A 25,562-nucleotide genomic window follows, 5' to 3' on the forward strand; every position below is an offset into this window, starting at 1 on the left:
GATTATTCTACTCTTGGGGGCAATACCCCCGGGTGGTCACGCAGTGGCGAGGGGCGTCGCGGTGACGGGTGTCGCGGTCAACGTCAGATACGTCGATGCTCCCGGCTCCGGGGTCTCCCTCGCCGCGTGCTGAGCGGACAGCTCCGTGCCGTCGTGCAGCCGGAGCCGGGTGCGGCGAAGAGCGCCGAGAAAGCTCGTGGACACGACTGTCGCCGGGATGCCCGCCGTGCCGAGCAGCACATCCTCAGGCCGCAGGTAGACCTGCACGGCACCATCCGGCAGGTTCTCGCTGGCGAGCGGCACCCGCTGCCCGAACACCGACAGCACGCCGCCGGTGACGTCGCCGCGCACCTTGTTCGTGAGACCAACGAACTCGGCCACGAACGGCGAAACCGGGCGGCGGTACAGCTCCTCGGGCGTTCCGATCTGCTCGATGTCGCCGGAGCGCATCACGGCGACCCGATCGGCCACCGCGAGCGCCTCCTCCTGATCGTGGGTGACGAAGAACGTCGTGATGCCGAGCTCGATCTGGATGCGGCGGATCTCCTCCCTCAGCTGCACGCGCACCTTCGCGTCGAGCGCCGACAGCGGCTCGTCGAGGAGCAGCACGCGAGGCCGGGTGACCAGCGCTCGGGCCAGAGCGACGCGCTGCTGCTGTCCTCCACTCAGCTGGTGGGAGTATCGACCGGCATGGTGGCCGAGCCCGACGAGTTCGAGAGCCTCGGTGGCACGGCGGCGCCGCTCGGCGGGAGGCGTCTTGCGCATCCGCAACCCGAACTCGACGTTCTGGCCGACGGTGAGGTGAGGGAACAGCGAGTACGACTGGAAGACCATCCCGAGGTCGCGGCGGTTCGTCGGCTCGCCGGTGACATCGGCGCCGTCGATGAGGATGCGCCCGGAGTCGAGCCGCTCGAGGCCCGCGAGCGCGCGCAGCGCGGTCGTCTTGCCGCACCCGCTCGGGCCGAGCAGCGCGATCAGCTCACCGGGACGGGCGGCGAGGTCGAGGCCGGCGAGCCCGGCTCCCCCGCCGAAGTCGCGAACGACCTCCCGGAGCTCGACGGTGGATCCGAATCGCGGGGATTCGAGTGCAGACATGGGTCAGCCTTTCGTGCGGCGCCGCCGGCCGACCGCCACGATGCGGTCGACGGCGAAGAGGAGGAAGAACGCGAACAGCAGCGCGAGGAGCGCGAAGATGACCGCGACGAACGGATCGGACTGGGAGACGAGCAGCAGCGAGGTCTGCAGGTTGACCCGGCTGAGCAGTGATGCGATCGTGAACTCGCCGAGCACGACGGCCACCGAGAGCACGCTCGCCGCCAGGATCCCCCGCCCGAGGTTGGGCACCAGGATGCGCAGCAGCACACTCGTCCACCCCGCGCCGAGCGACCGGCCCGCCTCGCCGAGCGTCACGACGTCGATCGCCGCGATGTTGCTCTGGATCGCCCGGTACGCGTACGGCAGCACGGTGAAGCCGTACGCGAACGCGAGAGTCCAGGCGCCCGATCCGAAGAGCTGCGTGACCACCGAATAGGTCGGTGCGAGACCGACGACCATCACGATGGCGGGGATCATGATCGGCAGCAGGCAGACAACCTCGAGCAGACGGCGCAACCGGCGGAAGCGCAGCTCGACGAGGATCATCGTCGGCAAGAGCACGAGCAGCATGATGAGCACGGTGACGACCGCCAGCACGAGCGAGTTGCCGAGGCCCTGGTACACGCGGTCGTAGCGTGTCGTGGTTCCGCTGAAGACGAGCGCCCAGCGGTCGAAGTCGTAGACGCCCGGCTTCGCGGTGCGCAGGGTGAACTCGAGCATCGAGAACAGCGGGATGAGGAAGAACAGCCCGAAGACCGTCCAGATGACCGCGCGCGCGACAGGTCCGGGACCGAACCGCAGCGTCTGACCGCTCGCGCGGCTCACCGCTGCCACCGGGCCGTGCGCGCGACGAGCGCCGAGTAGCCGAGCATGACGACGATCATCACCACGAGCATCCCGAGCGACATCGCGCCGGCCAGGTTGGCCCGGCCGAGCACGGTCTCGCTGATCAGAGCCTGCCGGATCTGCAGCGAGACGATGTTGTTCGCCTGCCCCACCAACGCTGCAGCCGTGGCATACGACGAGAACGCGTTGGCGAAGAGCAGCAGCAGACTGCCGAGGAATGACGGCATCAGTACGGGGATGCCCACCCGCCACCAGTACGTCGCCCGGCTTCCGCCGAGGGTGGCGTTCGCTTCGAGCCACTGCGGTTTCAGTCCCTCCAGCGCCGGCATGAAGGTGATGACCATCAGCGGGATCTGAAAGTAGAGGTACGGCAGGATGAGACCCGGCACGGTGTAGAGCCAGACCCCGTTCTCGTAGATGTCGATGTGGAACTGGTTGCGCAGCAGCACGGTCACCAATCCCTGGGCTCCGATCGTGGCGATGAACGCGAAAGCGAGCATCACGCCGCCGAACTGGGCGAGCACGCTGCTCGCCGAGTCGACGAGCGAGCGGGTCACGCCGCCCGCCCGCGAGCGGAGCATCGCGAAGCAGAGCGCGGCGCCGCCCACCGCGCCGACCACCGCCGTGACGGCGGAGAGGAAGAAGGCGCCGAGGAAAGAGCCGGCGATCGCCGGTTCGGCGAGACCGCCGAGGTTGCTCCAGGTGAAGCGGCCGTTCGCATCCAGGAACCCGCTGCCCACAGCGATCGCCGTGGGAACCGCGAGGAAGACGATCACGTAGAACGCGAACGGCGTGAGGCCGAGGAGCGCCGGCACGGCACGCCAGCGGCCGCGCGAGGTGATCGCCCGGCCCGACGGCGAGTGCCGCCGGGAGACGTCCCCGGCGGCACCGCTGTCGATCACCGGCGCCGGAGCGTCAGCAATGGAATGGGTCACGACTAGCCGACCGCGTTCGCCCACTTGGCGTTCAGCAGGATTCCGGCGTCGGTCGCCTGCTTGTCCGTCATGACGGCGGTCTTATCGAGCTTGCCCGGGAACTCCTTCTCGTCGAGTGTTCCGGCCTTCTCCATCGCGTCGACCCGAGCCGGGTACGCGCCGCCCTTCAGCCACGCGTTCTGCGCGTCGTCGCTGTAGAGGTACTCCTCCCACAACCGGGCAGCGGCCGGGTGCGGCGCGTCTTTGCTGATCGCCTGGTTGTAGTAGCCGACGTACGAGGTGCCGGGCAGTACGACGTACTTCCAGCCCACACCGCCTCCCTTGATGGTGTCGCTCGTCGTGTAGCCCTTCTGGTTGAACGACCAGTCGAGCAGCACCGGGGTCTCCCCCGACGCGATCGTGTTCGGCTTGCCGTCGGCCGCGTTCCAGTTGCCCGCCGCTTTCAGCTTCGAGAACCAGTCGATGCCGGGGGTCAGGTCATCCAGAGTGCCGCCCGCCTGCAGGTCGGCGTAAGCGACCGCACCGGCCGCAGCCGCGGCCTGGGTCGGGTTGCCGTTGAGGGCTACCGCTCCCTTGAACTCCGGCTTCAGCAGATCGGCGAACGACTTGGGCGGCGACTTGATCTTGTTCGCGTCGTATCCGACGGCCATGACCCCGTAATATCCGACCTTCCAGAGCCCGCTGCTCTCCTTCTGGTTGGCGGGGATGTCCTCCCACCCGGTCGGCTTGTACGCCGCGAAGTACTGGGTGTTGGCGAGCGCGACCGAGCTGCCGATGTCGAACGTGTCGGGTGCCGTGTCCTGGCCCTTGAGCTTCTTGGCGGCGTCGATCTCCTCCTGGCTGGAGGCGCTGTCCTGGCTCGGGTTGATCGTGATGCCGTACTTCTTGGTGAAGCCGTCGAAGATCTGCTGGTAGTTCGCCCAGTCGCCGGGCGTCGCGATGATGTTGAGGCTGCCCTCCTTCTTCGCGGCGGCGGCCAGGTCGTCGATGGTGCCGAAGTCTTTCACACTGGTGGCCGTGGCCGCATCGACCGACGAGCCGTCGGTCGTGTCTGCCGCAGCGCCGCCCGAACAGGCGGCGAGCGAGAGGGCGACGACGGTGGCCGCTGCGGCCAGACCGGCGACGCGTGCGCGCTTCTTGATCAAAGGATCCTCCGTATGGATGCCCGGCAGGACGCCTCCCGACGAGTGGGAAGACCTCGGATTCCGTGCGGGCCGTTGCACACGGTAAGCAGCGCCGGCAACGCGTTCGGGTGCGAGGGGTGGACGTCGGGTGAACGACGGCAGAACCGCAGTGGCCTCCGCGCTGTCTGTGGCGGGCGCTAGTGTCGGGGTCGTGGTTGAAAAGGTCTCCCCCGCGCTCGCGCGACGCATCGCCCTCGCCGCCCAGGGCTTCGGGCGCCCTCGTGCCGCCACGGTCGGCACGCGTCAGCTGAACGGTCTCATCGACCGCATCAACCTGCTGCAGATCGACTCGGTCAACGTGTTCGAGCGCAGCCACTACCTTCCCGCCTTCGCGCGGCTCGGCCCCTACGACAAAACCCTGCTCGACAACCTCACGTTCAGAGCGAACGCCCCGCACACCGAGTACTGGGCGCACGAAGCGGCGTTCATGCGGCGCGAGGACTGGCCCCTGTTCCGGTGGCGCATGGATGCCCAGCGCATCCGGTACACCCGGCCCGGCTCGTGGTTTCCCGACAACCTCTCGACGGTCGACTGGCTGCGCACCGAGCTCGCAGCGAACGGCCCCCTCACCGCGGGCGAGATCGAGCACGACGCCAACAAGCGAACGGGCCCCTGGTGGGGCTGGTCGGATGTGAAACGGGCCCTCGAGCTCATGTTCATCTTCGGCGAGCTCGCCATCGCCGGGCGCACACGCTTCCAGCGGCGGTACGCTCTCGCCGCCGACGTGCTGCCCGCTGCGGTGCTCGACACGCGCATCGAGACGCCGGATGCGGTGCGCGAGCTGATCCGCAGGTCGGCCGTCGCGCACGGTATCGGCACGGCGGGCGACCTCGGCGACTACTTCCGCATCCAGCGGGCTCCCGCCCTCGCCGCCATCCAAGATCTCGAAGACGCCGGCGAGCTCCTGCCGGTGACCGTCGCCGGTTGGCAGCAGGGCAACGGCAAGCCGCTGAAGGCCTGGCTGCACAAAGACGCGCGCCTGCCCCGCAGCATCGACGCCACCGCGTTGCTCTCCCCCTTCGACCCGGTGGTCTGGTATCGCGACCGCGGGCTGAGAATGTTCGACTTCCACTACCGCATCGAGATCTACACGCCGGCGGAGAAGCGCATCTTCGGGTACTACACGCTCCCCCTGCTGATCGACGACCGCGTCGTGGGGCGCATCGATCTGAAGAGCGACCGCCAGGCGGGCATCCTGCGGGTGCAGTCCGCTTGGAGCGAGCCCGGCGCGCCCGCCGACACCGTCGAACGGCTCGTGCCGCTGCTCCTGGAGACGGCCGCCTGGCAGGGCCTCGACGGCGTCGCCGTGACCGACCCGCACCGAGGAGACCTGGCGCCGGCCTTGGCGCAAGCCGTCGCCCTCGCCGCTTAGGGGCCGGTCGGGAGTAGCATCCCTGGCATGACAGACGAGACGCAGATCCCCGACAACCACTACCTGGCGGTGCTCGTGAACCCCGACGGCAGCGTGTACGCCGAGGTCGTGCAGAGCCTGGTCGACGGGCAGCCGGCCGACCCGTTGCGCGACGTCACGACCGTCGGCGGCCAGACCGTCGAGAGCGTCTGGCGGCCCGACCTCGAAGGCACCGAGGGCGCCGACGGCTACCGCGTTCCCTACCGGTATGTGGGCACGGGCGAACTCGACGCCTAGAAGGTTCCGCCCATCTTCTCGAGGCGCTCGACGCGCTCCGGGATCGGCGGGTGGGTGCTGAACAGCCGGCTCATCACGCTGGGCTTCAGCGGGTTGGAGATCCAGAGGTGCGCCATCGACGAGTTCTGCTTCTTCATCGGGCGCCCGTAGGCCTCGAGCTTGAGCAGCGCGCTCGCGAGCGCATCCGGGTGCCGCGTGGTCATCGCGCCGGTGGCGTCGGCGAGGTACTCGCGCTGACGTGAGACCGCCAGCTGCACCAGGGTCGCCACGAGTGGCGCGACGATGGCGGCGATGAGACCGAACACCAGCACGATCGGGTTTCCGCCGCCGTTGTTGTTGTTGCGACCGCCGCCGAAGAAGGCCATGCGCAAGAAGATGTCGGCGATGAAACCGACGGCGACGGTGAGGCCGAACACGATCATCCCGAGCCGGATGTCGTAGTTGCGAACGTGACCGAGCTCGTGCGCCATGACGCCCTCGAGCTCGGCGTCGGTCATGATGTCGAGCAACCCCGTGGTCGCCGCGACAGAGGCGTGCTGCGGATCGCGGCCCGTCGCGAATGCGTTCGGCGCCGGGTCGTTGACGATGTAGACCGCCGGCATCGGCGTTCCGGTGGTGATCGACAGATTCTCGACCACGTTCCACAGCCGCGGGTTGTCGCTCTTCTGAATGGGCACCGCCCCCGACATGCTCAGGGCCTCGCTACTGCCCACGTAGTACTGGAAGACCGTGTAGAGCACCGCACCGATGAGCACGACGACCAGGATCGTGTAGCTGTGATAGATGAAACTGGCGAGCCAGCCGAGGCCGCCGATGATCAGCAGGAACAGCAGGATCGTGAAGACCGTATTGCGCTTGTTCCTGGCAATAGCCCTGTACATCGCCGACCGTTAGAACTGGACGCGCGGCGGTTCGGCGATCGCCGCGAGGTCGGTGACCTCGAAGAAGCCACGCTCGGAGAATCCGAGACGCTTCGCGAAGATGTTGTTCGGGAACACCTTGATCTTGGTGTTCAGCTCACGCACACCGCCGTTGTAGAACCGGCGCGAGGCCTGGATCTTGTCTTCGGTGTCGACCAGGTCGGCCTGCAACCGCAGGAAGTTCTGGCTGGCCTGCAGCTGCGGATACGCCTCGGCGACCGCGAAGATGCTCTTCAGCGCCGATTGCATGTGGTTCTCGGCCACGGAGGCCTCGGCCGGGCCTTGCGCCGACAGCGTCTCCGCCCTCGCCTGCGTGACCGACTCGAACACGCCCTTCTCGTGGGCGGCGTATCCCTTGACCGTCTCGATCAGATTGGGGATGAGGTCGGCACGCCGCTTGAGCTGCACCGTGATGTCGCTCCACGCCTCGTCGACACGCACGTTGAGCGTGACGAGAGAGTTGTAGGTGGCCCACAGGTAAATCCCGATGATCGCAACGATGACGACAACGATGATGACCGGGATGAGCCATTCCATGTTCTGGTACTCCTTGGTGACGGGCACGCCGACTGTCGTGCGGTCTTCATCCTAACCGCGAGCACCTCGGCTCTCTCCCCGTTCCCATGACCTTCAAAGCTAGCGCTGTAGCCCCGGACAGACCGCTCGAAGGCAGCGTCCAGCCGGCGCCGCGCGGCAGGGACGAACGACGCGGCGCCGACGCCCCGAGTGCCCGACACCGGGAGCGGTCGACGCCGCGTTCGTTCCGCCGGCGGCATCCGTGGTCGGACGGATGCCGTCAGAGCTCGGCTACGGACAACCCCAATATCCCGATGGGGTGAGCACGAGCGTTGCGCCGGGGCAGGGACCGCACCCCGAGTTGTCCGGAGGAGTCGACGACACCCCCGGGGCGTAGTGCGGCGCCGGGGCGGCGGATGCCGCGGGCGACGCGGAGTGCGTGGCCACCGTCGAGCGGGCGGCGGCGTGGGCGGTCTGGTATTCGGCAGCGGCGCGGGCCGCGGCGGCCGCAGCCGCTTCTGCGGCGAGACGCTGCTGTTCGGCGGCCTCCCACGCGGCGACGGAGTCGGTGACGGCCTTCTCGGCTTCCTTCAGTCCCACGACCCCGGCGGTCACCCGGAACGCGCTGGCGGCGGAGACGTTCGCGGCCACCCCGGCGATCGAGGCCGACAGCGCCGCGCGACCGCTCTCCGCGGCCCTGCCTGCGCTCGACGCGAGAACGGCGCGCGCCCGGACGAGCTCTGCGGTCGCCGCCGCCGAGGCGGTCTGACGGCGCGACTCGGCCGCTGCAACCCGCAGGCTCGCGGCGGACTCGACGTGCGCCACGGTCAGACGACTGATGGCGGCGCTCCGTGCGGCATCCCGCGCCTCGACCACGGAGATCGAGATGGCGCCGCTGGTGGATGCGACGACGCCGACGGCGACGAGGAGCGCTGCGGCGAGGCCGGCGAGGCGGCGCCGGCGGCCGGTCAGGAGACTGGCGGTGGAACGGGTGATGCGGTCGGACATCGGACTCTCCCGGAAGATGAATTATGCTCAATAACTCTCAGGTGATTCACAGCTAGCACGGAGTGTTTCAGTGAAATGAGAACCTGTCAAGAATCTCGTTGGTCACATTTGTCACACGGGCACCATCGATGGCCGCAAATCGCGTGTTGGATCCCCCGAATTCGCGGGTCTGATCCCCCGAAGAAACGGACTCGTTCAGCCGGCGAGAGCCGAATCCGCGCCCCGGCGACTCGGCGACCCACCGAGAACGCGGGCCAGATACTCGTTGGCGAACCGGCCCTCCGGGTCGAGCCTGTCGCGCACCGCGACGAAGTCGTCGAATCGGGGGTAGGCGGCGCGCAGCGACTCCGCGTCGCGGTAGTGCATCTTGCCCCAGTGCGGACGACCGTCGTGCGCCGTCATGATCTCTTCCACCGCCCGGAAATACGGATGCGGGTTCTCCCGGTAGTAGCGATGCACGGCGATGTACCCGCTCTCGCGTCCGTAGGCAGTGGAGAGCCAGTTGTCGTCGGCCGCGGCCGAACGCACCTCGACGGGGAAGGAGATGCGCCAGTCGCGCTTCTCGATCAGCGCTTTGACCTCGGCGAGCGCAGCGGGCACGGCCGCGCGCGGAAGCGCGTACTCCATCTCTCGGAATCGCACCGTTCGGTTCGTCACGAAGACGTTCGGTGACGCATCCGTGAAGTCGCGGTTGCCGGTGAGCTTCTGGGCGAGCCTGCTGAACGGCGGGACGACGGCGGGAACAGCCGTTCCGAGGGCGCAGACGCCCCGGTAGAGCCCGTTGGCGAGCAGCTCGTCGTCGAGCCAGCGCGAGAACGCGGGCAGCGGCGCGCGAGCCTCGTCGAACGGCAGTCGCGTGTTGGTCTTGGTGAGCGCGGTCTCCGTGTGCGGAAACCAGTAGAACTCGAAATGGTCTTCGCGCGCCGATCGTTCGAGATAGCTCTCGAGTGCCGCCGACAGCGGCTCCGGCCGTTCGACGGCCTGCAGCAGATACGCGGGAACGCACTGGATGGTGAGGTCGACGATCACGCCGAGCGCCCCGAGGCCGAGGCGGGCGGCCGGCAGCAGGTCCGCGTTCTCCGTCTCGCTGATCGTCAGGAGAGCTCCGGATGCCGTGACGAGCGTGAGCGCCACGATCTGCGTCGCCAACCCGCCGAAGCCTCCGCCCGTGCCGTGCGTGCCGGTGGAGGTGGCGCCGGCGATCGTCTGCCGGTCGATGTCGCCCATGTTCTCGAGCGCCAGCCCGTACGGCTTCAGGAGCCGCGGAAGCTGGTGCAGACGGGTTCCGGCTGCGAGCCTCACGCGGCCGAGCGTCTCGTCGACGGCGATCACGCCGGTCAGGTCGGTCAGGTCGAGCTGCACGCCGGGCGCGGCGGCGATCGCCGTGAAGCTGTGGCCGGCGCCGATGGCTTTGACGCGCATCCCTTGGCGGGCCGCCGCCGCCACGGCGCGCTGAACGGCATCCGCGGTCGCCGGGCGCTCCACACGCGCCGGGCGGATCTTCTCGCTCCGGGCCCAGTTGCGCCACACCGCGCCGGTCGCCGTCACAGGAACACCTGTCCCTCGCCGCGGTAGCTGGGCACCGCGCCGACCACCTTGGCGATGTCGCCGACCGTGTCGACGAGCTGGAAGGCGTCGACGTGCTCGCTCAGCTCCCCCGACTTGGTGTGGCGCAGCCAGACCCGATCGCCCACGCGCAGCACTCCCGCCGCGACGCCGGTCAGCGGGGTCTGGACCTCGCCCGCCATCTCCCGCTCGACCAACTTGAGGCCGGTGGGCCATGCGACCTGCGGCATCCTGTCGGCGCCGGGAGGCCCTGAGGCGATCCAGCCGCCGCCGAGCAGGGTGGCCGTGTCGGGCGCCGGGCGCCGCACCACTGAGAGCGCGAACGATGCGGCCGGAGCCGGCCGGAACGACCGGTAGTTGTCGAACAGGTGCCCGCCGAACAGACCGCTGCCCGCCGCGATCTCGGTCACAGATTCGTCCGATGCCGTGAACTCCAGCGATCCGGTGCCCCCACCGTTGACGAACTCGAGGTCGGCGATCTCGCGCACGCCCGCCACCGCCTGCCCTCGCCGGTCGGCGAGCTCCGCCTTCGAGTTCTTCTGCATCCAGCGGAGCGTCGCGCCCCAGGCCGGCTTTCCTTCCGGCTTGTCACCCTGCCCTGCGATCTGGGCTTCGTACCCCATCATTCCGACCAGAGCGAAACCGGCACGGCCGACGACGACCTCGGCGAGGGTGCGCGCCGCGGCGGGCGTGAAGACGGGAGACCGCCAGACGCCGATGTGCCCGAGCACCGGGCTCTTCCACGACGAGTCGAGTTCGAGGCAGACCCGGATCGTCTCACGATCGGCGGGGGCGATGACCGAGTCGATGAGATCGAGCTGGGCCACCGAATCGACCATGAGGGTGACCCTCGCCGCGAGCTCGGGCGAGGTCGCGAGGCGATGGATCGCCGAGCGGTGCGCCGTCGGATAGCCGACCACCACATCCTCGATCGGCGGATGCCCGTCAGACCCCGAGGCCAGCCACAGCGCCTCCGGCAGGGTGTACGCGAGCACACCGTGGTATCCCGGAAGCGCGAGCACCGCGTCGAGAACGGCCCGGACGCGCACAGACTTCGACGCGACCCGGATGGGCTTGCCGGCCGCCCGGCGCAGCATGTCGTGCGTGTTGTGGCGGAGGGCGGGCAGGTGCAGCACCGCGAGCGCCGGATCGAGGTGCGCGGTGGCAGCGGAGAGCGCGGGCCAGAAGACGTCGGGCGTCGTCCAGGTTCGCTCGGCCGCCGTGGGCTTGGTCGACAGATCGATGGGCATCAGCGCACCGCTTTCACTCGTGCGACCGCGAGAGCACCCGCGAACGCGAAGACACCGGACAGGATGAAGAGGCCCATGAAGCCGCCGAGCAGGGCGACGACTCCCGCGCCGATCAGCGGCGCCATCGCTTGCGGCACGGCGGTGGCGATGTTCATGATGCCGAGGTCTTTGCCCCGGTTCTCGGGGTCGGGCAGCACCTGGGTCGCGAGCGCCTGGTCGACCGAGAGGAAGCATCCGTAGCCCAGTCCGAGGAGACCGGCCGCGATCATGGCCGCACTCAGCTCGGGCACGAACGCCAGCAGCAGGGCGGCGACGCCCTGAAGTGCGGACGACGCGAACACGAACGCCTTGCGCCGCCCCACCCGGTCGGACCAGCGCCCGAACACCAGCGACGCGACGATCACGAACACCATGTACACGAGGATGAGCACGAGCAGGTCGTCGTCGGCGTTCTCGTCGTGCAGGCCGAACTCCAGAAAGTAGAGGAGCAGGGTGGTGCCGAACGCATTGCCGAAGTTCACCAGGACGCGGCTCAGCAGTGTCCACCCGAAGTCGGGATGCTCGCGCGGGCTGATCCAGAGGCTCTCCACGATCGCCGCGAACGACATCTTCTGCTTGAGCTCACGAGGCAGCACGGCGTCGGGAAGGAAGAGGAACGGGGTGACGAGCACGAGCAGCAGAACGGCCATCGCCGCATACCCGACGAAGATGCCGACGAACACGTAGGTCACGAGCGAGACGCCGAGGATGATCCCGACCGCCTGCGGGGCGCTCAGCCAGCCCGACACGTAGCCGCGCTGATCCACCGGAACCTGGTCGCTGATGGTCGCGGTGAGGGCGGCCGTGAGGATGCAGAAGCCGGTGAGGGCGAGCGACCAGAACACCCCGATGCCGACGATGGTGGTCTGGGCTCCGAGGAGGATGAGCGAGATGGCGAAGACGACGGCGCCGATCGCGATCCACGGGCGGCGACGGCCGAACCTGCTCGTCGTGCGGTCGGAGAGCGCGCCGGTCAGCGGATAGGCGACGATCGCGCACACGCCGGAGATGCCCGAGATCACTCCGAACGCGACCACGTTGTCGACCCAGTACGTGGTGTTCAGCTGCGCCTGAACCTGATCGGGCAGCAGCTTCTGGATGGGCGCGAGCTGCGCCATCCAGATGCCGAGCCAGGCGATCGCGAAGAACGCGATCCAGCGCGAGGTGACACGGCGGGTCGGCTCGGCGAAGACCGCCGGGGTCGTGGTCTGGGTCATCAGGGCCTCACGTTCGGGTTCGGGTGGTGAGAGAGTCGCTGCGGATGGGTACTGGTCGTGCCAGCTGCGCCACCGCACCGGCGGCGAAGTCGATGGTCGCCTCGGCTGCCGCGTCGTCGCGGGTGACCAGCCAGGCGATGGTGATGCCGTCGGTGAGCACCACGAGCATCCGCGCCACTTCCGCGGTCGGTCGCAGCCATTCCGAAGCCGTGGCGGCCGCCGCCGTGATGACCGCCGATTCGGCGACGGCGAAGTAGCGCTCGTACTGCCTTCGGGCGAGCGGCTCGAAGCCGGGCTCGCGCAGCGCCCACTGCGTCAGCTCGAACATCGCCTTCTCGCGGTCCGGGTCTGCGCGCACCGCGTCGAAATAATCGCGCAAGCCCGCGCGAACGACCTCGCGCACGGTCGCCGGCTCCGACGCGGCGAGCAGCGCCGGCGTGAACGCGCTCTGCTCCCCGTCGACGACCGCGTTGATCAGTTCGACCATCAGTTCATCGCGCGAGGTGAAGGCGTAGTGGAAGCTGGCCAGCGACATCCCGGCTTCCGCCACGATCGCGCGGGTCGTCGCGGCCGCGACGCCGTCTCTCGCCACGACACGCAGCGCGGCGCGCACGAGGGCGGTGCGACGTTCGGCGGCGGAGATGCGCGTCATCTGATCCTGCTTGCAAGTGACAGGTGCTCGGACGTCTTCTCGCGCTCCTTCGCGCCAGAAGTGGGACGGTTGACCCAAATGTCAGTATGCCGCAAATTCGGCCCGGTGGTTTGACACGCCCGGGGTCCGCCACCTGAAATGGGGTGGAATGCTCCGCTTTTCGTCAGATGTTTCGCCACCAACCCGGTCGAGGGGGTCGATCGGGTTCTTGCTCTGCGCGCTCGCAGCGGTGGCGCTCGCTCTGACCCTCGTGCCGGCCGGCGCGACCCGGGCGTCGGCGGAGACTCTGACCCCCGCGGCGCCGGCACCCTCTGCGCCCTCCGATACACCCTCGGGAACGCCCACTCCTGAGCCGCCGACGATCGACGACCTCGGGAACGGGCTCGTGCACCTCCCGCTCACCGTCTCCGGCCGAGGCGCCGAAGGCGACCACCTCGAGATCTCCGGCGGGTCGGGCTCCTCCAGCTGCCGCGCCACCGTCGGCGCCGACGGTGGCTGGGACTGCCGGCTCACCAGCCTTCCCGACGGGCCGTCCGTCGTCATCCGCGCCGTCTCCCTCGACTCGGGCGCCGCGGCACCGACCCGTCGCGTCGCCGTGCTCTCCGCCCCGTCGATCACGGCCCCCGACGGCGGCCTCGTCACCGGCGGCGGTATCCGCGGAACCGCGTATCCCGGCGCCACGGTGACCGTTCGCGCCGACAACGGCGCCACCTGCACCTTCGTCGCCGACTCGACTGGGGCTTGGGGATGCGTGCTCGGTTCGCTGGGCTCCGGCGCCTACACGGTCGCTGCGAGTCAGCGTGGCCCCCGAGGCTTCCCCAACGAGAGCTCGGCGTCGAGCAGCCCGGTGCGGATCACCGTGGACAAGACGGCACCGGCCGCCCCGACGATCGTCTCCCCCGGGTCTGGCTCGGTCCGAACGGGCGAGCCGCTCACGTTCAACGGAACCGGAGAGACCGGGGCGAGCATCGGCGTCTACGCCGGCAACGACTCCGGCAGCTCGGTGCTCTGCACCGCCACCGTGCGGGCCGGCGCCTGGAACTGCACGGGTTCGATGCCGCCCGGAAAGTACACCGTCTCCGCGCTGCAGACCGATCCGGCGGGCAACGTCAGTGCGGCGAGCAACGCCGTCGTCTTCACGTTCACCGCGCCGGCCCCCATCCCGAGCAGCCCCTCGTCGCCGTCGAAGACCCCACAGGCAACTCCCACCCCGGCCGTGCCGGCCGTGCCCCCGGGAACGACGCCCGCCCCGAGCCCGAACGCCCCCCAGGCCGGGCGCGGCGGCCCGGGCGTGCCCGACTGGGTCGGCACCCCGTTCACGACCGCGTCGGCGCCCGTCGTCACGGCGGCGGCGTTTCCCGGCTGGCTGCGGTCGATCATCCTCGCCGTGGCCGCGCTGCTGCTGCTCGCTCTTCCCGCGCGACTGCTCGCCGGCACCATCGCCCGCGGGCGAGCCGAGCGCGGCGAACGCCGGCGCGGCAGTCTGTTCGGACGCAACCGCAGCGCCGCGGAGCTGCGCGAATCCGAGGACCGACTGAGCGTCGGCGCCGCCGGCACCGACGAATCCCGAGGGCCGAACCCCTGGTCCACGGCCGCTGCACTCGCCGCGGCCTCCGCCCTCGTCACGCTGTCCAGCCCGGTCGGGGATGCGGCAGCCTACCTCCGGGTGCTCGTCGCGATCACGATCGCGCTGGTGGCCGTGAACGCCGTCTGGGTCTTGTTAGCCCGCTGGACAGCCCCGCACCTCGCGCACTCGCACGCCCGCATCGTTTTCCGCCCGGGCATGCTGATCGTCGTCGCTGCCGCCGCCGTCGCCTCGCGACTGTTCGGTTTGCAGCCCGCGGTGCTCTTCGGCCTCATCCTCGGCATCGCGCTCGTCGAAGGCACGAGTCGTGTCGCCCGCGGGCAGGTGGCCGCCGTTCAACTCGCGGGGATTGCGACCGTAGGTGTGCTCGCTTGGCTGACGGTCGGCATCATTCCCGAACCGACGGGCGTCGTCTCGGCGTTCGCCACCGAGTTGGCCAACTCGCTGTCGTTGCTCGGTCTGGGCACGGCGGCGATCGCGCTCATCCCGGTCGGCGGCCTCGCCGGTCGCGCCGTCTTCCAGTGGTCGCGGCTGGTCTGGCTCGGGATGAGCCTCGTCGTCTACACACTGCTCTTCGCGCTGCTGCTGCCCGTCGCATCCCTGGTCGAGACCGGCGAGAACCTGATCATCCTCGTCATCGCCACGCTGGCGTTCGCCGTGCTGAGCGTGTGCGTGTGGATGTGGGAGCGCTTCGTGGAGCCTGCGCGCCAGTAGGTGCAGCGGCACTGACCGCCCGGCTCACACCGCGTCGACATAGAACCAGTTCGCGCCTTCGCGAACGAAGCGGGACGTCTCCTCCTGCACGCCGGTGTCCTCGCCCTTGTAGTAGGCGCGGAAGGCCACCACGCCGTCACGGTCGAACGGGCCGCCCTTGTCGGTTCCCAGGATGTCGAGCCGGTACCACCGAATCCCCGGGGTCAGATCGAGCGTGCTCGGCCTCGTCGAGCCGTGCCAGCTGCGCAGGAGATGCCCGGGGTCGCCGAGCGCGAAAGCCGAGAAGCGCGAGCGCATGAGCCGCTCGGCCGTGGGCGCAGGCGTGTCGCCGCGGTGGAGCGGGCCGCAGCACTCGTCGTACGTCTCCCCGCTCGAGCACGGACAGCGAACGGGATGCGCGGCAGAACTCACGCGTCGAGCGTACCCGTTCGCCGCCCGCAGAAAGGCCCGGCCGCGGAACGTCTGGGGGGATCATCGGTTCGCGACCGGGCCGTGGACACCACACCAGATTCGGGCGCCTGCACACAGTGTGCGCCACGCTCTTGAGCACTGCCTTTGCGCGCGCTGAGCATCCTCACACACCGCACCCGCCGGTTCACCGGCCGATGGGTCGGGGTGGGCCGGGGGTGTAGCCTGAAGACATGGCTGATTTGCTCATCGGGTTCATTTGGGTCGTCGTCGTCGTGGGCGGCGTGCTCGGGTTTTCGGCCATGGTCGCGATGGCGAAAGCGCCGTACCGCAACAAGTAGGTCGGCTCAGGCCAGGCCGGATGCTCAGCGCAGGCCGGCAATGAACAGGTTCAGCACGCGGCGCAGATCGTCGCCACTGTAGCCGCTCTTGTTCGCCGCCCAGGCGAGAGAGCTGGCGAAGACGAACAGGTCGTCGGACTTCACGTCGTCGCGCACGGCCCCCGCACTCTGCGCGCGAGCCAGCAGCAGCGCGGTCGAGTCCTTCATCACGCCGCAGGGCGCGGTGAGCGGTGAGGTGCGGTCGTTGACGGCCTCGGCCACCGAATCCGGCAATCCGTCGTAGCTGCTCAGATGACGAGCGAGCTCGATCAGCCAGTCGTTCAGCGCCTCTCCCGCGTCGTCGCGTGCCAGAAGCTCCTCGGCCTTCTGGTCGAGGCCTTGGCGGCTCTCGACCAGGGCGGCTGCGAGCAGGCAGTCGCGGTTGGGGAAGTGACGGTAGAGCGTTCCCGCTCCGACACCGGCTCGCTTGGCGATGTCGTCGAGCGACGTCTGCACGCCGTGCTCACTGAAGGCCTCGCACGCGATCTGCACGATCTTGTCGTAGTTGCGCTGAGCGTCGGCTCGCAGCGGTTTGACCTGGGTGATGGTGTCGCCGGCCACTGATGGTTCCTTCCGAAAGAATTCACTTCATCGACGTTGACAAAGCGGAGACTGTCTCCGTATTGTAGATCACTCAAGAGGAGACTCTCTCCGATTAGCAATGATATGCCCCCAGAAACGGATGCGCCAGCATGACGACCACGGAACTCAGCCCAGACACAGCCAGCACCGCAGCACTCCGCCCCACCGCCGCCGCCGAACGCCCCGCCCGACGCAGCCTGCGCACCCCCGCGCTCGGACTCATCGTCGTCTTCATCACTCAGCTGATGCTCGTGGTCGATGCCAGCATCGTGAACGTCGCCCTGCCCGACATCCAGAAGGAGCTGCACTTCTCCCCCACCGACCTCTCCTGGGTGGTGACGGCGTACGCACTCGCGTTCGCTGGCCTCATCCTGCTGAGCGGCAAGATCGGCTCGATCGTCGGCGCCCGCCTCGCCCTCATGGTGGGCGTCGGCCTGTTCATCGTCGCCTCGGCGATCGGCGGTTTCGCGCCGAACCCCGAGATCCTCGTCGCCGCCCGCGTGCTGCAGGGCATCGGCGCGGCCATCGCGGCTCCGAGCACACTGGTGCTGCTCGTCGCCAACACGACCGAGGGCGCCAGCCGCGCCCGGGCCATGTCGCTCTTCGTGCTGGCGGCCGGCAGTGGCGGGGCCATCGGCCTCATCCTCGGCGGATTCCTGACCACCAGCTTCGGCTGGGAGTGGGTGATGTTCGTGAACGTGCCGATCGGCATCCTGATCATCGCGGGCGCAGCACTGTTCCTGCGCGAGACCGAGCGCGTTCCGGCGCGGCTCGACCTGGGCGGCGCCGCCGTGTCGACGGTCGGCATGGTCGGCCTCGTGTACGGGTTCACCCGCGCGGCGAGCCACGGCTGGACGGACGTGCAGGTGCTGGTCTCGTTCAGCGTCGCCGTCGTGGCCCTCGTCAGCCTGATCTTCATCGAGCGCCGTCACGTGAGCCCGGTCGTGCAGCTGCACTTCTTCTCCCGGATGCGCACCGCCACTCCACTGCTCGGCATGCTCCTGGTGCCGGCCGGCATGTTCGGCTTCTTCTACTTCGCCGCGCTCTTCACCCAGAACGTGCTCGGCTTCGACCCGCTCGGAACGGGGCTCGCCCTGCTCCCGTTCGTCGCCGCGATGCTGATCACCAATGAGATCGCGCCTCGGGTCATCCTCCCCCGTTTCGGCGAGAAGGTGGTCGGGGTGGTCGGTCTGAGCGGCATGGTCGTCGGACTTGTCTGGCTCGGCCAGATGAACTCGGCGAGCACGTTCTTCTCCGGCATCCTCGGCCCGGCGATCGTGCTGGGCATCAGCGCCGGACTCACCTTCGCGCCGCTGACCTCCATCGCGATGGACCAGGCGCCGAAAGACGAGGTGAGCGCGGCATCCAGCCTCCTCCAGGGGATGCAGCAGCTCGGCGGCTCGGTCGGCGTCGCCGTTCTGACAACGGTGTTCATCGCGGTCACGGCGATCTCCGGCGAGGCACGCGGCATCTCCACGTCGCTGCTGATCGGCGCCGCCTTCCCCGCCGCCGCACTCGTGCTGTTCGCGATCTGGGGTCGCCGCATCCCGGTGCGCGCTGATGGCACCGACGACTCGGCCGCGCCGGTGGTCATGCACTGACCAGCGCCGATCGCGGCCGTGACGGCCCGGTCGCCTGACCGACCGGGCCCAACCCGCTGACGCCCCCTGGATGGCTTCCCAGGGGGCGTTCGCGTCGGTCGCTACGATGGTCCGCGGGCCCCCATAGCCCAATCGGCAGAGGCAGACGACTTAAAATCGTCCGAGTGTGGGTTCGAGTCCCACTGGGGGCACGGCGAGACGGACGTGAATGTGGCCGGTGCGGTCGAGCGTGGCCGGTATGCCGGCCACACTCGACCGCAGTGGCCACATTCGTTCGGGATGGCCACGCTCGCGCAGCATCGCGGTCGCTAGGCGGGGTTTCGTTCGACCACCGCTGGCGCGTGCCTGCGCATCCGGAACACCGAGGCGCCCTTCAGCCTGAGGGCGGGCTTCTCGATCGCGTACCAGCTCGCCGTGGCGATGGCCAGGGTGAACACGGTCGCGAGGACTGCGAACAGCGGCACGCCGAGGGCGTACAGGCCGGCCGAGGCGAGAACCTGCTGCAGCGGGAAAGCGTAGATGTAGGTGCCGTACGAGATGTCGTTCTGGAGACGCAGACGGCGCACCTTCAGCAGGGCGCCCGCGACGATCAGCAGGTACGCGAGCGGGATGGCGGCGAGCACGCGGTAGTCGGGCAGGAAGGCCGCGGCGACGATGATCACAGCGGCGACGCCGACAAGCCACCACCGGGCGGGCAGACGGTGCTGCAGCTGGTGCACGAGCGCGCCGGCGAAGAACATCAGGCCGAAACGCGCCGCGTTGACGAGGTAGAAGTTGTCGACGGCGCCGGCGCCGGTCGCGACCACCACGGCCAGGCACAGGAGGAAGATCACCGGAATCGTCGCACGAAAGCGGAGGAGTCGGGTGAGGCCGAGACCGAGCACGGCCAGGTAGCACAGGAACTCCCACCAGAGCGTCCACAGCGAACCGTTCCACACGTCGGGGTACGGCACGCCCGCCGGCGTTCCCGCGATACCGAACTGCACGACGCGCAGGCCGGCGTTGCCGCCGACGTAGCGCATGGCCTCCCCCACGAAGTCGGCGGGGAATCCAGCCCCCGACAGCAGCACACCGATCGGCGCGATGACCGCGGCGGTGACGATCAGGCACACCCAGAACGCCGGCACGATGCGCAGAAAGCGCGCCTGCAGGTAGGGCCACCACTTGGGGCGACGCATCCAGCTCGACACGATGAGGAAGCCGGAGATCGCGAAGAACCCGTCGACCCCGCCCTCGCCGAGCAGCTGGGTCACCGGATGCGCCGTGTGCGGGGCACCGGTCAACGGGAACGAGTGCCACACGATGACACTGATCGCGAGCAGCAGCCGGAGGGCGTTCAGCGTGTTGAGTTTCGGATCGAACACCCGCTGCAATGTCATCGATCTCCCCCGAACGGCTTCGTGAGACGTCGTCGACGCCCATTGGTGAAACATACTCACTTTTTGGGTGCGTGTCATCACCCCCGTGAAGGTGTGATCGGCGAACTCAGCGTGAGTCGGTCGCGAATCGCGCCACCAGGCGGTCGATCGTGATCCCCCACCCCTCCCGGATGCCCAGGTCGAGCCAGGCCTGCGCTTCCGCGTCGGAAAGCCGCTCGGGCAGCTCGACGCGAAGGGTCAGCTCGGTCTTGTCGCCGAGGTCGTCCAACTGCACTGTGACGACCGGCACCTCGTCGGGCCGATCCGGGCGGATCTCGGGCCATCCGCCGACAGCGCCGAACTCGAACACGATGCGCTCACCAGGAACGATCTCGCGGTAGATGCCGCCGGTCACGTACTGCTTGGTGTCGGACTCGATCATCCGCTGCCGCCAAGCGCCACCGACCCGCAGGTCGACCTCCACGGGCTCGTCGGCCGGAGTGCCCTCTGCGAAGAACCACCCGAGATGAGCCGGATCCGTCCACGCCTGGAAGACCAGATCGCGGGGAGCATCCAGGATGCGGGTGAGGGTGAATCCGCGCTCAGTGCCGGTCGTCTGCGTCATTGCTGCGTCCTTTCGTCGTGGTGCGAAGACGGTCACGCTCCGCGACCATCGTCTTGAGGTGGCCATCGAGCCGGTCGAGGCGCTCGTCGAAGAACTCCCGGTAGGCGGACAGCCAGTCGTCGGCCCGCTTCAGCTCCGCCGTCTCGAGTCGACGGGGACGCCATTGGGCCTCCCTGGCCTGGCTGATGAGCCCGGCGGCTTCGAGCACACGCAGGTGCCGCGAGATCGCCGGAAGACTCATCTCGTGGGGCGCCGCCAGTTGCGAGACGGTGGCCTCGCCCGCGCTGAGCTGCGAGAGGATGGCCCGCCGAGTCGGGTCTGCCAGCGCCGCGAACGTCGCGCTCAGAGCATCCGTCATGTTAACTCCTTGGTTAATTAACCAGTTCGTTAACTATGGGATGATGTGCGCCCGATGTCAAGCGCCTTGTCGGACTCAGGCGAACCGCTGGAGCTCGGGCGGGGAGATGACCACCGACTGGCCGGCCGGATTGAGCAGAACTCCATCGTGGCGCTGCTCGAGTGCGACACGGGCGACGTTCGCGATGCCCGTCACCTGAGCGTTCTCGGGCGGAGACCACGCCCAGACCTCTGCGGGCGACGTGAACGCCACCGAGTATGTCTCGCCGTTCTTGCCGCGCGCCGTCGGGACCGTCACACCGGTGACCGTGCCGGACTCGTCGCGCACGTCGGTCATCGCGATGAAAACGGCCGGCGTGCTGGCCACGAGGTTCAGCAGATCGTCCCACGGTGTGGTGCGTTCGACGAGCGCGGTCTTGAGCGCCACATTGACCGCAGGGTCGTCGGTGAGGTGGTGACGGATCTCGTCGGCGTAAGCGATGCACATGTCGTCGGAGCCCGCATCGATCGCGATGCCGTCGTACTCCGCCGCTGCTTGGGCGAGCACGGCGGGCGCGGGTTGCACGAGTGAGACCGGGGATTCGCCCGGGTGGGATGCCGCGAGACGCTCGTTGCTCGTGTAGGCGAGCAGCAGACGCCGGCCCTGGTCGTCGGTGCGCGAGGCGATGCTCAGAGTGTCGCCCGCCTGAAACCCCTTCGACGGGTCGGCCAACCTCGAACCCGTCGAATCGAGAAGCAGCTCGCCGGTCGCGCACTGACGCAAGACCTCCGCGAACGCGCGGGCGTCTTTGCCGGACGCCCAACGACTGAGCGCTGCCTGCACCAGACGGTTCGACACGAGGCGCGCCGGAGCCGCGCTCTCTGCTGCGGGCGCCTCCCTCTTGGCGCCCTTCTTCGAAAACAATCCCATCGGCTCCCCCTCGGCGCTGGATGTCTGCCCACCAGCATGCCATCTAATGCGGTGGTGCAATGACCACCGGGCACCTCACGGTCGGGCAGCGACGACGAAGGGCCCGGTCCGACAGGTGTCGGATCGGGCCCTTCGAATCAGAACCGGGCGAAACTACTTCGCGGGAACCTCGGCGGGCTCCTTCTTGGGAGCGGCCTTCTTGGCGGGAGCCTTCTTGGGCGCTTCGACCGCGGGGGCGGCGTCGGCCGCCGGCGGCTTCGGGCGAGCGGCGAACTCCTCGAAGACCGCACGCGGGGTCTGCACCGCGGCGAGCGACACGATGTCGCGACCGAGGAAGAAGCCACCGATCCAGTCGGTGAGCACGCGCCACTTGCGCTCCCACGTGGGCATCGCGAGGCCGTGGTAGCCACGGTGCGCGAACCAGGCGAGGAGGCCCTTGATGGCCAGCTTGCCGGACTGGAAGACGCCGACCCCGACACCGAGGCCCGCGACCGCACCGAGGTTCTTGTGGAAGTACTGGCGGGGCAACTCGCCGCGCAGGTCGGCCACGATGTTCTTGGCGAGCAGCTTGCCCTGACGCACGGCGTGCTGGGCGTTCGGCACGCAGAAGCCGCCGACGCCACCACCCGTGAGGTCGGGTACGGCAGACACGTCACCGGCGCCCCAAGCGTCTTTGACGATCTCCTCGTCGCTTCCGACGCGGAGGTCGGCGCGCACCTTGAGGCGGCCGCGCTCCTCGATCGGGAGGTCGGTGTGACGCACGATCGTCGGGTTGGCCATGACGCCAGCCGTCCAGACGATGAGGTCGGTCTCGAACTTCTCACCGGTGGAGAGCTCGACCACGCCGTCGACCGCGCTCTGCAGCTGCGTGTCGAGGTGGATCTCGGCACCGCGCTGAGCGAGGTTCTTGATGACCCAGTGGCTGGTGGGCAGCGACACCTCGGGCATGATGCGGCCCATCGCCTCGATGAGGTGGAAGTGCGTGTCGTCGAACGAGATCTGCGGGTACTGCTTCAGCAACGAGCTGGCGAGCGAACGCAGCTCGGCGAAGATCTCGATGCCCGCGAAGCCGCCACCGACGACCACGAAGGTCAGCAGGCGGTCGCGCTCGGGGCCGGCGGGCAGTGTGGCCGCCTTGTCGAAGTTGGTGAGGACCTTGTCGCGGATGGCGACGGCCTCTTCGATCGTCTTCAGGCCGATGGCCTGGTCGGCGACGCCGGGGATCGGGAAGGTGCGCGAAACGGCACCGGCGGTCACCACGACGACGTCGTACTCGAACTCGTAGGGCTCGCCCACGAGCGGCTCGATGGTCGCCGTCTTCTTTGCGTGGTCGATGTAGGTGACCTTCGCCGTGACGACGTTGGTCGTCTTCAGGTGGCGACGGTGCGCGACGACCGCGTGACGCGGCTCGATCGAACCCGCAGCGACCTCAGGAAGGAACGGCTGGTAGGTCATGTAGGGAAGCGGGTCCACCATGGTGACCTCGGCCTCGCCCTTGCGGAGCTGCTTCTCGAGCTTCCAAGCGGTGTAGAAGCCGGCGTATCCGCCGCCGACGATCAGGATTTTGGGCACAGTTGTGGGTCTCCTCAACACGAAAGTATGCGGTTAATCTACTCCCTGCTGGCCGTTCGCCTGAAATGCCGCCATGCGCCCACCCCGCCGAGGGCGGCGAGAGCGACGAATCCGGCGATCAGGCTGAACGGCAGCCAGAAGGTCGTGAGCGCGCTCCATTGCGGCCAGAGAAGGGTGGCGACGTTCAGCTCGCGCTCCGGTGCGAGGGCCTTCGGCGTTGGTGTCGCGACCGGTCCGGCACCTGGCGCGGCGGTCGCGGGCACGTCGGCGCGCCGGTGGATGCGGATCCACTCGCCGAGGTCGCCCATGGGGTTCGCCGTGACATGCGAGACCTTCGCCGTGACCGCAGCGCCGGCATCCAGGAGGCCGAAACCGTAGATGGGGCTCGGCACCGAGCCGGGAACGGGACGGGCCGTCTTGATGATGCGCTCGATCACATCCGCTGCCTTCAGCTCCGGATGCGCGGCCCGCACCAGGGCGACCGCCCCCGACACGAGCGGAGTCGCGCCGCTCGTCCCCTCCCACTGCACGTATCCGCCGCCGGGATTGGCGCCGACCAGCTGCTCGCTCGGCGCGGAGACACCGATCGTTATGCCCTGCGACGACGCGTCGAAACTGGCCTTGCCCTCGCGGTTCACACCCGCGACGGTCAGCACGCCGGGGATCGTCGCCGGCGCGCCCACCTCGGTGGTCCCGCTCCCACGGTTTCCCGCAGCGGCGACGACCACGACGTCGTGGTCGAACGCGTACTGGAACGCGTCGTCCCAGCTCGTCGGCCAGTCGAGGGTGTTTCGCGTCAGGGACATGTTGATGACCTTCGCGCCGTTGTCGACGGCCCACTGCACCGCCGACGCGATCTGGTCGTCGCTGCTGATCGAGCCCGCCGCCTTGCCGAGCGCCACCGAGGCCGTGATGATCGACGCCTCCGGCGCCGCCCCGAGCACGCCATCGTCGGCGCCTGTTCCGCGCCCGGCGAGCAGGGACGCGACCCACGTGCCGTGGCTCGCCGAATCGCCGTCGCCGAGAGGGCGCTCACCGTTCGCCGCGCCGACGCCCGACACATCCGTGCCGCCGACCACGGCACCCGCGAGGTCGGCGACGGAGCCGTCGACGCCGGTGTCGATCACCGCCACCTTGACGCCGGCGCCCTTCGTCGTCTGCCAGGCCTGCGTGAAGCCGTAGTCGTTCAGCCAGTACTCGAGATCGCGCACCTGATCGGCGTGCGCCATCGTCGGCGCGGCCAGCGCGAGCACGATGCCCACGGCGGCCGCTGCTCCCCCGCGCCTCCAGCGCCCCATCTGCGTGCCGCCTACCGGATCACTCGTGCGGGGCGGGCTCGGGAGTCACGGGCTCGGCGGTGGCGTCGTCGTCGAACACGCACTCGCAGACGTCCGGCGACCAGGCGGCACGGGCCAGGGCCAGGTCGCCGATGGGATTCACGCCCGGCCCGGCTGCGAGCGCGTGGGCGCCGAGCGCGTGCAGGCATTTCACGCGGACGGGCATGCCGCCCGCGGAGATGCCGGCGATCTCATCCACGACCGCGATGCTCTCCCGGTCGGCGAGGTACGCGGCGTGGGCGGCGGCATACCGGTCGCGCAGCTCCTCGTCGGACTCGAGCAGCTCGTTGTACTCGTTCATCACCTGGGTCGCCTCGAGCTGCGACAGCGCGGCCGTGGCGGCGGGATGCGTGAGGTAGTAGAAGGTCGGGAACGGTGTGCCGTCGTCGAGCCGCGGAGCCGTCGACACGACCGTCGGCCGGCCGCACACGCACCGGGCGGAGATGCCGACCACGTTGCGCGCCGGGCGGCCGAGTTGCGCGGAGACGACCGCGATGTCCTCATCGGTCACGGGATCGAACGGTGGGGTGGTCATCTTCTAGCCGCCTGGGGTGGTCGTCGGTGTCGGGGTGCTTCCGCTCGCCGGGGTCTTGCCGTCGAGCTGATCGGGCGTGGCCGTGCTGAGGCCGGAGCCCACGAACGAGCCGAACAGCGAGCCGAGCCAGTCGGTCTCGGTCTTCTGCAGTTCGGAGCTCACCGGGGCGTCGCCGCCGGCCTTCGCCGCCGGCGGCCTGTCGTCGATCACGAGGTAGCTCGTCTCGCCGGGCATCACGTAGTAGAGCCGATCGCGGGCCTGGGACCGGATGTAGCTGGGGTCGTTCCAGCGCGCCCGCTGGTCCTTCAGGTCGGACACCTGCGCCTCGAGCTGATCGACCTTGGCCTGCTGGTCGGCGATCTGCTGCCGCTGCTGCACCAGCCCGCTCAGGCTCGGCGCGAGGATGACGACGGCCAGGATGATCAGCCCCATCATGACGAGCGAGAATCCCGAGAAGTGGATGCCGCGCAGCCAGCGCCCCGCGCCGGACTCGCCCGTCGACATGGTCACCGGCACACGCCGGGAGCGAGGCTTGGCCAACAGAGCCTCCAGGGTGTGACGTGAGCGGGAACGGGGGCCCGTGGGCCCTGTTTCATCGTACGTCACGCCGACGGCGCCCTGCTGGCGACGCGCTCCGCCCCGAGTGTGGCCGTTCCGGTCGAGTGTGCCCGGCGCACCGGTCCATCTAGACCGGTACGGCCACACACGCGCAGGACCGCCCC

Annotated in this window: 25 protein-coding genes and 1 tRNA gene; 5 read left to right on the forward strand and 21 right to left on the reverse strand. The window is 69.0% G+C overall.

Annotated features, from left to right (window positions below; all coding sequences use genetic code 11):
* Nucleotides 1–36 precede the first annotated feature (36 nt).
* Genes ACFVWR_RS15150 through ACFVWR_RS15165 form a run of 4 tightly spaced genes read right to left on the reverse strand, consistent with a single transcriptional unit; the run spans nt 37 to nt 4,021 of the window.
* Nucleotides 37–1,095 carry an ABC transporter ATP-binding protein gene (locus ACFVWR_RS15150; protein ID WP_387213705.1) on the reverse strand — a complete coding sequence of 353 codons (1,059 nt, stop codon included), beginning with the start codon at nt 1,093–1,095 and terminating at the stop codon, nt 37–39.
* A 3-nt stretch (nt 1,096–1,098) separates the two neighbouring features.
* Nucleotides 1,099–1,920 carry an ABC transporter permease subunit gene (locus ACFVWR_RS15155; protein WP_387213708.1) on the reverse strand — a complete coding sequence of 274 codons (822 nt, stop codon included), beginning with the start codon at nt 1,918–1,920 and terminating at the stop codon, nt 1,099–1,101.
* Nucleotides 1,917–2,900, reverse strand: coding sequence for an ABC transporter permease (locus ACFVWR_RS15160; protein WP_387213711.1), 984 nt, complete (start codon nt 2,898–2,900; stop codon nt 1,917–1,919). The genes ACFVWR_RS15155 and ACFVWR_RS15160 overlap by 4 nt, the downstream gene beginning before the upstream one ends.
* A complete protein-coding gene (locus ACFVWR_RS15165; protein WP_387213714.1) occupies nt 2,879–4,021 on the reverse strand; it encodes an ABC transporter substrate-binding protein in 1,143 nt (380 codons plus the stop codon). Before ACFVWR_RS15165 ends, ACFVWR_RS15160 begins: the two co-directional genes overlap by 22 nt.
* 190 nt (nt 4,022–4,211) lie before the next feature.
* Here ACFVWR_RS15165 and ACFVWR_RS15170 point away from each other — a divergent pair, with 190 nt between their 5' ends.
* Entirely contained in the window at nt 4,212–5,432 is a 1,221-nt protein-coding gene (locus ACFVWR_RS15170) for a winged helix-turn-helix domain-containing protein (RefSeq protein WP_387213717.1), read from the forward strand.
* 27 nt (nt 5,433–5,459) lie between these two features.
* Nucleotides 5,460–5,708, forward strand: a complete 249-nt coding sequence (locus tag ACFVWR_RS15175) for a hypothetical protein (protein ID WP_387213720.1) — start codon at nt 5,460–5,462, stop codon at nt 5,706–5,708.
* On the opposite strand, the gene ACFVWR_RS15180 is transcribed toward ACFVWR_RS15175, so the two are convergent.
* The 7 genes from ACFVWR_RS15180 to ACFVWR_RS15210 form a co-directional block, all read right to left on the reverse strand.
* Entirely contained in the window at nt 5,705–6,589 is an 885-nt protein-coding gene (locus ACFVWR_RS15180; RefSeq protein WP_387213723.1) for a M48 family metallopeptidase, read from the reverse strand. The two genes, ACFVWR_RS15175 and ACFVWR_RS15180, sit on opposite strands and share 4 nt — an antisense overlap.
* A gap of 9 nt (nt 6,590–6,598) precedes the next feature.
* Complete coding sequence (locus tag ACFVWR_RS15185; protein ID WP_387213787.1) at nt 6,599–7,165, reverse strand: LemA family protein; 567 nt, start codon at nt 7,163–7,165, stop codon at nt 6,599–6,601.
* A 270-nt stretch (nt 7,166–7,435) separates the two neighbouring features.
* Entirely contained in the window at nt 7,436–8,152 is a 717-nt protein-coding gene (locus ACFVWR_RS15190) for a hypothetical protein (RefSeq protein ID WP_387213726.1), read from the reverse strand.
* A 195-nt stretch (nt 8,153–8,347) separates the two neighbouring features.
* A complete protein-coding gene (locus ACFVWR_RS15195; protein WP_387213729.1) occupies nt 8,348–9,700 on the reverse strand; it encodes a D-arabinono-1,4-lactone oxidase in 1,353 nt (450 codons plus the stop codon).
* A complete protein-coding gene (locus ACFVWR_RS15200; RefSeq protein ID WP_387213732.1) occupies nt 9,697–10,968 on the reverse strand; it encodes an amino acid deaminase/aldolase in 1,272 nt (423 codons plus the stop codon). Before ACFVWR_RS15200 ends, ACFVWR_RS15195 begins: the two co-directional genes overlap by 4 nt.
* Nucleotides 10,968–12,224, reverse strand: a complete 1,257-nt coding sequence (locus ACFVWR_RS15205) for an MFS transporter (RefSeq protein ID WP_387213735.1) — start codon at nt 12,222–12,224, stop codon at nt 10,968–10,970. Before ACFVWR_RS15205 ends, ACFVWR_RS15200 begins: the two co-directional genes overlap by 1 nt.
* Before the next feature lie 7 nt (nt 12,225–12,231).
* Nucleotides 12,232–12,876, reverse strand: a complete 645-nt coding sequence (locus ACFVWR_RS15210) for a TetR/AcrR family transcriptional regulator (protein ID WP_387213738.1) — start codon at nt 12,874–12,876, stop codon at nt 12,232–12,234.
* Nucleotides 12,877–13,084: 208 nt separating this feature from the next.
* Here ACFVWR_RS15210 and ACFVWR_RS15215 point away from each other — a divergent pair, with 208 nt between their 5' ends.
* On the forward strand, nt 13,085–15,175 hold the full coding sequence (locus ACFVWR_RS15215; RefSeq protein ID WP_387213741.1) for a hypothetical protein: 2,091 nt from the start codon (nt 13,085–13,087) through the stop codon (nt 15,173–15,175).
* Nucleotides 15,176–15,199: 24 nt separating this feature from the next.
* Here ACFVWR_RS15215 and ACFVWR_RS15220 read toward each other — a convergent pair whose 3' ends face one another.
* Complete coding sequence (locus ACFVWR_RS15220; protein WP_387213744.1) at nt 15,200–15,586, reverse strand: YchJ family protein; 387 nt, start codon at nt 15,584–15,586, stop codon at nt 15,200–15,202.
* A 362-nt stretch (nt 15,587–15,948) separates the two neighbouring features.
* Nucleotides 15,949–16,524, reverse strand: a complete 576-nt coding sequence (locus ACFVWR_RS15225) for a TetR/AcrR family transcriptional regulator (protein ID WP_387213747.1) — start codon at nt 16,522–16,524, stop codon at nt 15,949–15,951.
* 131 nt (nt 16,525–16,655) lie between these two features.
* On the opposite strand from ACFVWR_RS15225, the gene ACFVWR_RS15230 reads away from it, so the two are divergent.
* Nucleotides 16,656–18,146: a DHA2 family efflux MFS transporter permease subunit gene (locus tag ACFVWR_RS15230; protein WP_387213750.1), complete on the forward strand. Its 1,491-nt coding sequence runs from the start codon at nt 16,656–16,658 to the stop codon at nt 18,144–18,146.
* A gap of 117 nt (nt 18,147–18,263) precedes the next feature.
* Nucleotides 18,264–18,337, forward strand: a tRNA-Leu gene (locus ACFVWR_RS15235).
* Between the two features lie 117 nt (nt 18,338–18,454).
* Here the strand turns inward: ACFVWR_RS15235 and ACFVWR_RS15240 are convergent.
* From ACFVWR_RS15240 to ACFVWR_RS15275, 8 genes are all read right to left on the reverse strand, one after another.
* Nucleotides 18,455–19,525 carry an acyltransferase family protein gene (locus ACFVWR_RS15240; RefSeq protein ID WP_387213753.1) on the reverse strand — a complete coding sequence of 357 codons (1,071 nt, stop codon included), beginning with the start codon at nt 19,523–19,525 and terminating at the stop codon, nt 18,455–18,457.
* Nucleotides 19,526–19,631: 106 nt separating this feature from the next.
* Complete coding sequence (locus ACFVWR_RS15245) at nt 19,632–20,129, reverse strand: SRPBCC domain-containing protein (RefSeq protein WP_387213755.1); 498 nt, start codon at nt 20,127–20,129, stop codon at nt 19,632–19,634.
* On the reverse strand, nt 20,107–20,487 hold the full coding sequence (locus ACFVWR_RS15250; RefSeq protein ID WP_387213758.1) for an ArsR/SmtB family transcription factor: 381 nt from the start codon (nt 20,485–20,487) through the stop codon (nt 20,107–20,109). Before ACFVWR_RS15250 ends, ACFVWR_RS15245 begins: the two co-directional genes overlap by 23 nt.
* 75 nt (nt 20,488–20,562) lie before the next feature.
* Nucleotides 20,563–21,396, reverse strand: a complete 834-nt coding sequence (locus ACFVWR_RS15255; RefSeq protein ID WP_387213761.1) for an SseB family protein — start codon at nt 21,394–21,396, stop codon at nt 20,563–20,565.
* A 153-nt stretch (nt 21,397–21,549) separates the two neighbouring features.
* Nucleotides 21,550–22,968, reverse strand: a complete 1,419-nt coding sequence (locus tag ACFVWR_RS15260; protein WP_387213763.1) for an NAD(P)/FAD-dependent oxidoreductase — start codon at nt 22,966–22,968, stop codon at nt 21,550–21,552.
* Between the two features lie 38 nt (nt 22,969–23,006).
* Complete coding sequence (locus ACFVWR_RS15265; RefSeq protein WP_387213766.1) at nt 23,007–24,266, reverse strand: S8 family serine peptidase; 1,260 nt, start codon at nt 24,264–24,266, stop codon at nt 23,007–23,009.
* A 19-nt stretch (nt 24,267–24,285) separates the two neighbouring features.
* Nucleotides 24,286–24,840: a DUF501 domain-containing protein gene (locus ACFVWR_RS15270; protein ID WP_387213769.1), complete on the reverse strand. Its 555-nt coding sequence runs from the start codon at nt 24,838–24,840 to the stop codon at nt 24,286–24,288.
* A 3-nt stretch (nt 24,841–24,843) separates the two neighbouring features.
* Nucleotides 24,844–25,562 (reverse strand): septum formation initiator family protein (locus tag ACFVWR_RS15275; protein WP_387213773.1); only part of this gene is annotated, 719 nt, incomplete at its 5' end.

This window comes from Leifsonia sp. NPDC058292 (assembly GCF_042880955.1).
In the GTDB taxonomy this organism is placed as follows: domain Bacteria; phylum Actinomycetota; class Actinomycetes; order Actinomycetales; family Microbacteriaceae; genus Leifsonia.

Excerpts from the sequence above, each read along its gene's own strand:
- ACFVWR_RS15150 (WP_387213705.1), bottom strand. The coding sequence starts at position 1,095 with ATGTCTGCACTCGAATCCCCGCGATTCGGATCCACCGTCGAGCTCCGG.
- ACFVWR_RS15175 (WP_387213720.1), top strand. The coding sequence starts at position 5,460 with ATGACAGACGAGACGCAGATCCCCGACAACCACTACCTGGCGGTGCTC.
- ACFVWR_RS15180 (WP_387213723.1), bottom strand. The coding sequence starts at position 6,589 with ATGTACAGGGCTATTGCCAGGAACAAGCGCAATACGGTCTTCACGATC.
- ACFVWR_RS15185 (WP_387213787.1), bottom strand. The coding sequence starts at position 7,165 with ATGGAATGGCTCATCCCGGTCATCATCGTTGTCGTCATCGTTGCGATC.
- ACFVWR_RS15190 (WP_387213726.1), bottom strand. The coding sequence starts at position 8,152 with ATGTCCGACCGCATCACCCGTTCCACCGCCAGTCTCCTGACCGGCCGC.
- ACFVWR_RS15200 (WP_387213732.1), bottom strand. The coding sequence starts at position 10,968 with ATGCCCATCGATCTGTCGACCAAGCCCACGGCGGCCGAGCGAACCTGG.
- ACFVWR_RS15205 (WP_387213735.1), bottom strand. The coding sequence starts at position 12,224 with ATGACCCAGACCACGACCCCGGCGGTCTTCGCCGAGCCGACCCGCCGT.
- ACFVWR_RS15210 (WP_387213738.1), bottom strand. The coding sequence starts at position 12,876 with ATGACGCGCATCTCCGCCGCCGAACGTCGCACCGCCCTCGTGCGCGCC.
- ACFVWR_RS15230 (WP_387213750.1), top strand. The coding sequence starts at position 16,656 with ATGACGACCACGGAACTCAGCCCAGACACAGCCAGCACCGCAGCACTC.
- ACFVWR_RS15240 (WP_387213753.1), bottom strand. The coding sequence starts at position 19,525 with ATGACATTGCAGCGGGTGTTCGATCCGAAACTCAACACGCTGAACGCC.
- ACFVWR_RS15245 (WP_387213755.1), bottom strand. The coding sequence starts at position 20,129 with ATGACGCAGACGACCGGCACTGAGCGCGGATTCACCCTCACCCGCATC.
- ACFVWR_RS15250 (WP_387213758.1), bottom strand. The coding sequence starts at position 20,487 with ATGACGGATGCTCTGAGCGCGACGTTCGCGGCGCTGGCAGACCCGACT.
- ACFVWR_RS15255 (WP_387213761.1), bottom strand. The coding sequence starts at position 21,396 with ATGGGATTGTTTTCGAAGAAGGGCGCCAAGAGGGAGGCGCCCGCAGCA.
- ACFVWR_RS15265 (WP_387213766.1), bottom strand. The coding sequence starts at position 24,266 with ATGGGGCGCTGGAGGCGCGGGGGAGCAGCGGCCGCCGTGGGCATCGTG.
- ACFVWR_RS15270 (WP_387213769.1), bottom strand. The coding sequence starts at position 24,840 with ATGACCACCCCACCGTTCGATCCCGTGACCGATGAGGACATCGCGGTC.